5 protein-coding genes are annotated in these 5,458 nt (G+C 54.0%); all 5 read right to left on the reverse strand.

Translation table 11 applies throughout. From position 1 onward, the window contains the following. Positions 1–68 precede the first annotated feature (68 nt). A complete protein-coding gene (locus tag A1359_RS00340; RefSeq protein WP_066976306.1) occupies positions 69–959 on the reverse strand; it encodes a hypothetical protein in 891 nt (296 codons plus the stop codon). 22 nt (positions 960–981) lie between these two features. Next, a complete protein-coding gene (locus tag A1359_RS00345; protein ID WP_066976309.1) occupies positions 982–1,560 on the reverse strand; it encodes a recombinase family protein in 579 nt (192 codons plus the stop codon). Beyond that, positions 1,554–1,943, reverse strand: a complete 390-nt coding sequence (locus tag A1359_RS00350; protein ID WP_066976312.1) for a type II toxin-antitoxin system VapC family toxin — start codon at positions 1,941–1,943, stop codon at positions 1,554–1,556. The genes A1359_RS00345 and A1359_RS00350 overlap by 7 nt, the downstream gene beginning before the upstream one ends. Beyond that, positions 1,937–2,197: a type II toxin-antitoxin system VapB family antitoxin gene (locus tag A1359_RS00355; protein ID WP_066976315.1), complete on the reverse strand. Its 261-nt coding sequence runs from the start codon at positions 2,195–2,197 to the stop codon at positions 1,937–1,939. Before A1359_RS00355 ends, A1359_RS00350 begins: the two co-directional genes overlap by 7 nt. A 141-nt stretch (positions 2,198–2,338) precedes the next feature. Further along, positions 2,339–5,350, reverse strand: a complete 3,012-nt coding sequence (locus tag A1359_RS00360; protein WP_083960422.1) for a Tn3 family transposase — start codon at positions 5,348–5,350, stop codon at positions 2,339–2,341. Positions 5,351–5,458: the final 108 nt, after the last annotated feature.

A 5,458-nucleotide genomic window follows, 5' to 3' on the forward strand; every position in this document is an offset into this window, starting at 1 on the left:
GGCCCGGTGGGAGCGAAGCTACAATTTGACGACATATAAGCATATGCTAATTAATGGTAGCGGCATGGTTAACGTGGCACCTCAATTTCTCCTGATTGGATGCCAGCCGCGATACGCTCAAGTAGTTTCGCGAATCGATAAAGTCCAGGGTGAACGGCACAGAGATCATTCATGCCGTCCCCATTGGAAATATCCATTAACCGCTTGAACAGAGGCATGTCGGACGCCATATGGGACAGCAACGTAAAGTCGTCGGTGATTCCAGCCCGTATCAACTCGTTAACCTTGCCATCCAGTAATTCGGCAAGCGCTCGTCTTTGAGAAACACGAGAGGTGTTATCACCGGCAGATATCGTTCCGTCACGATCTGCGGCAGGCGTCATCTCCAAGGGATCAGACGCAATATCCAGGTACCCTAGATTGTCCCGACATACCCAGCTGAGCAACTGACCGGGCGGAAGTGGACGCTTCTGAAATTGACTCAGTGCCTGCTGGTATTGCGCATCACTGGTAATCGATCTTTTGATACGCGCTAGATTGTCTGTTATGCCCGCCAAAGTCTCCTTCCCAATCTCTGAACGAAAGGCTGTTACGCTCTGATTCGGCCCTATCGCCAGAAAAAAGTATTCCCCGCTTTCAATCATGTTATCCAGCACTGCTTGTGCCAGCGGGTTGTTGGGGTTGATCAAAACGTTGTAGGTATCGAAACCGTAGAACTCGAAGGCAAAATGCACCACCTCATAATGGGCATTGCCCAGCAACGAATGGCCAAAATTGAAGCCTGGTGCAGTGATTTCCGGAGGAATGATCTTATCTGGTCGGAGTGCAAGGAGGCCAAGCTTTTGCTTCCGTTCCTCAATCATGCCGAGTGCAAAACACGGCGCCCTTGCCGCAAGAAAGTCGTCAATGAATTGCCGATGTACTGTCAGTTTCGGCAGAAGAGGGTAAACGTTGCTCACGCATGACCTCGCTGCATTGTGGTTAAAGTTCCATTTCTTGCGCCGTTTGACGCGCTGCAGGCAGATAGCGATACAACGTGGATGAACCGACGCCAAGCCGGCGCGCTACATCCTCGACTGTGATCTCGGGGTCGGTTAGCAGGGCGCGAGCTTGTTTCAAGTCCTTCTCAACCAGTGCGCGTGGACGTCCGCCCTTATGACCGCGTGAGTGTGCGGCATCAAGGCCGGCACGGGTACGCTCACGAATAATCTCGCGCTCGAACTCGGCGATAGCGCTGAATACGGTAAAAATGAGACGGCCGCCAGCGGTGGTGGTGTCAATCTCCTGCGTTAGCGCCTTCAGTCCGATGCCACGCTGCGCTAATCCTTCCACGGTGTCGAGCAATTGGCGGGTTGAGCGCGCGAGTCGATCCAACTTCCAGATAACCAGCGTATCGCCGGCGCGCATGAAATCTAGGGCCGACTGAAGTTCCGGTCGTTCGCGCTTGGCTCCGCTCACCGTTTCCTTAAAAATTCGCTCACAGCCGGCTTCCTGTAGCGCATCCAGTTGCAAATGCGGCTTCTGGTCACGCGTCGAGACGCGGGCATAGCCGATCAACATTGCTTAATGTCCGTTTGCGCAAAATCGTTGCCGACAAACAGCAACGGTTCATCAAGCAACTTGGCTAGCGCGTAGACAGCGCAGTCGCCCATGTTCAGTTGGGCCGGGTGGCCTTGTCCTTTTCCGTAGCGCCGTGATGCTTCATTGGCAAGGCGGGCTTGCTGTTCGTCGAAAGGCATAACAATTGCGCCGATTTCTTCCAGGAAACGTTGCAGCTTGCTCGGCATGGTGTGATGTTCACGCGCTCGCACGACGATATTAGCCTCCAGCAGACTTACTGCCGATATGTGGCACACGGCGTGTGCTTCCAGTGCGGCGACAATCCGCTCGCGTTCTGGTTCGTGTTTCAGCCAAGCCAGTACGGCGGAAGTGTCAATCACCATATGCCGTGCTCGTCGTAACCCAGAATATCATTGTCACTGCGCGTGTCGACGGGAGATGCATGCGGCAACGCATCGACTTCGGCAGCCAATGCGGCAAGCCTTTCGCGTAGCGGTGGTTTCTTGGTAGTCAATCCACGGATACCGGCCAGTGACAATAAGCTTTCACGCACCACCTCCCTGACAGTCACGCCCTCGGCTGTGGCGAGCTGCTGCGCCAGTTGTTCCATTTGCAAATCTTCGATTACGATAGCCATGTCATTCTCCCATTACTCATGTTTATCATCGTTGTTCTGGGAGAATAAATCAAGAGACAGTTTCGGGAGATCGATTCAGGGGAAGTGCACGTGTTGCACTGTGCTCGCGTCCTTCTCTCTAAAACCCTCGTTTTCGGGGGATCATGCGGCGAGGGCCAGACGCCGCGCCATGTCCAACTCGATGCGACCGTACGGATTCACATGATGGTAGATCAGGGGCGTCAGGCCACGCCAGTCATCCACGGTCATGCGATCACGCCAGGCAGGCTCCGCCAGTACTTCCTGGATGAACAGGGTATTGATGTATACCAGACATATCTGCAACAAATGCAGCGACAGTACTCCCAGTTCCTGATCTTCCACACGGTTGGTCGCGAATTCACCTCGCTCGCCGTAGAAGATGAAGTCGTTAGCACTATTCCAGTTCTCGACTACATTCAAGCCCTCGTGGATTTCGCGCCGTAGCGACTCATCGTGGAGGTAGCGGCACAGGAAAATCGTCTTGATCGCCTTGCCCAACTCCGCCAGGGCCTGATAAGTTGGATGCGTCGCATCCGCGCGGGTGAAGCGGCGCAGAATAGCCTCCGGTTCGGCAGTTCCCAAGCGTAGTGCAGTCGTGTACTTGATGATTTCGTCGTACTGCTGCCGAATCAGTTTCCAATTGATGGCTCGCGTCAAGATCGGCTCCAAATGAGTGTACTGTGCGGCATCGGCCGTTGCCGACAAATACAGCTTCTGCCTGGCGATAGCCTTGAGTCGTGGCAGAAGGTCAAACCCCAGGATATAACTGAAGGCGAACGCGACCTCACTTTGGCCATGGCTATCGACATACTGGCGATCGATTTCCATATCCGTACAATGGCGCAGCACACCTTCGATCATCGCCGCCACTTCGGATGAAGAACAGCGTCTAAGCTTGGAGTAGATACATGTCGAGTTGGTATCCACATGCCAGTAGATCATGATACCGCGCCCACCATAGCGGGCATGCCACTCGGTCATCAGGTTTTGGTCGTAGGCGCCGAATTGCCTGGAGTCGGATGCACAGGCGGTGGTGGCGTCGCCCCAAATAGCCGGGTTGCGAATGCGAAAAATGCCATTGACAACTTCGGCGATGGCTGCGCGGAGTGCGTCCTTCTGCACGAAACGGCGTTTGACGTAGCGTAGTTCATCAACACTGACGCTTGGCTGCTGGCTGGCGATGCGCTTCAGGCCGACGTTGGTGCCGATGCCAAACAGACAAAGCAGCAGACGGCGTTGCAACAACGCAGGATCAAGCACTTCACGGCTACCGCTCGTACGAAACGCAGCCGTGAAATTGAGCCGCAGGTCAACTTCCTTGATGATGTCGATCAGTTCCACATCCGACCAACGCCGCCCAATCTCCCGTTTGAGCGCCGCCGTATTCGGTGGCTCGGGCTGTTGATCAAGCGGTGTAAGGTGAATGAGGTTTTTGTTTTTGTTTTTATTTTTGCCTTGCTCACGCAAGCGAACCTTCGGATTGAGTGGAAGTCCTGCGTTCAGTGTTCCCAGCCATTGCTGCATAGCATCCTGGATTTGCTTAATGAATAGTTCTGCATCCTTGGGCACTTTCAGTAGTTCGTAATAGCTGTCGCGCTTAGTCGCGAAGTCGGCTGGCAGATCGTGCTCTGGGTTGCGATAGCGATCCGCGCCGGTAACCCAGATTTCTTTGGTGCGCAGGCGCTTGCGTAGCGCGCGCAGCACACAGATTTCATAGTTGATGCGATTGATCCGATCTTGGCCGTCCTTGTCCTGCTCCACCACAATATCGCGCCACTTCTTCTGTACGATGCCATCAAGAGGGACTTCGTCGGCATCGTAATACTGCTGCCGGCTGTCGCGGTTGGCTTTCAGCACATCCAGGGCTTCGATGACAGGGCGATGCACGGTGTTGTTGGACCGGAAGCATAGTGCATCCAACACCGGCAACAGCATACGCCGGTAATGGTGGCCGTAAGATGAACGCATGGTTTCCTGTACTTCGCGCTCGAAGTCGAATCCAATGGTCTTGAATTCGGCAACTAACTCTTGCAAGGTCTTTTGTCCTACCACCGGATAGACTACTTCCTTGATGATCCCGTCCGGCTGGTCCGCTGTGGCTTCGGCCAGCTTGAACAACAGTCGTGCTTTACCGCGCACTTTCTTGAATGCAGCGAATTGGCGCTTGTCTATCCTCTTCTCGGCACGGGCTCCCAGATTGTGAATGACCTGCAACAGCAGATCGACCAGTGCATCGATCAGCTGTTGCTGACGCCGCCAGCAAAACATGGCCACCATACTGTAGCGGATTTCGGCTGGGTGACGCCGAAGTTCACGAATCGATTCCGACGCACAGCGTTGCCGGAATTGTTCGATAAATTTGGCGGGAATATCCTGAAACACTGCCGGCGTCAGGCCGATTTCGTCAATGCACTTGAGTTTGGCGATGGCGGCCAGCAGGCTATCGAGGTTGGCCTTGCCGGGATCAGTCTTGAGATTACTAAAGGAGATAGTCGTCGATTCCTCGGTTTGTACATCGGTTTGAACATCGTCGGCATCGGTTTCCTCACTGGCCAACAGTCGGTCGATGGTGGTTTTGTTGTGCGCGCTCAACCGCACATGAATGGTCGCCAGCTGTCGCGTCTCGTAACCATGCACGGCGGATCGGATGACGCGCTCCAGATGATCGCCGGCGGGTGGTTCCAGGCGCTGTGTGCGACACCAGTCGTGCGCCATGTCGTATCCATGATGGGCTTGTGGGTCAAACGGCAAGACATCATCGCATAACCACTGAACAAGCTGTTGCAGGTCAGTGCCGGTTGCACGGCGAAAACCCAGGAAAACACGAATAGTGCGCCGATGCCGTTGCCCTTGGCGACCACCAAACTCATATGAGGACAGCGATTCCGTCGTTGTACCAAGTTGCGTGGCCAGCCACTGGGTAGCGTTTGGGTCAATCTCATCCTGGCGTTCAGGAAATCGACCGTGCAATTCCATAAACTTGAGCTGAACCGCGAAACCAAACCGCCCTTTGTCGGTCATGCCTGGCAACAATGCGGACTCATCAATGGTGAGCGTCCACAAATCTTGGGTATCTAAATCGTTCCACGAATGTACCACGGTAAGCCCCACTACGAGTTGAGTTGGGCATATTATAAGAATATTGGGATGATTTTATTTGACGGGATTTGCTATGTGTTGTCACATTCCATTAGCAGATTATTATATGTCGTCAAATTGTAGCTTCGCTCCCACTGGGCC

The sequence above is a fragment of the Methylomonas lenta genome (genome assembly GCF_001644015.1).
Taxonomy (GTDB): domain Bacteria; phylum Pseudomonadota; class Gammaproteobacteria; order Methylococcales; family Methylomonadaceae; genus Methylomonas; species Methylomonas lenta.

Bases quoted from the DNA above. Each gene is read 5' to 3' on its own strand.
- A1359_RS00355 (WP_066976315.1), bottom strand. From the start codon at position 2,197: ATGGCTATCGTAATCGAAGATTTGCAAATGGAACAACTGGCGCAGCAG.
- A1359_RS00350 (WP_066976312.1), bottom strand. From the start codon at position 1,943: ATGGTGATTGACACTTCCGCCGTACTGGCTTGGCTGAAACACGAACCA.
- A1359_RS00345 (WP_066976309.1), bottom strand. From the start codon at position 1,560: ATGTTGATCGGCTATGCCCGCGTCTCGACGCGTGACCAGAAGCCGCAT.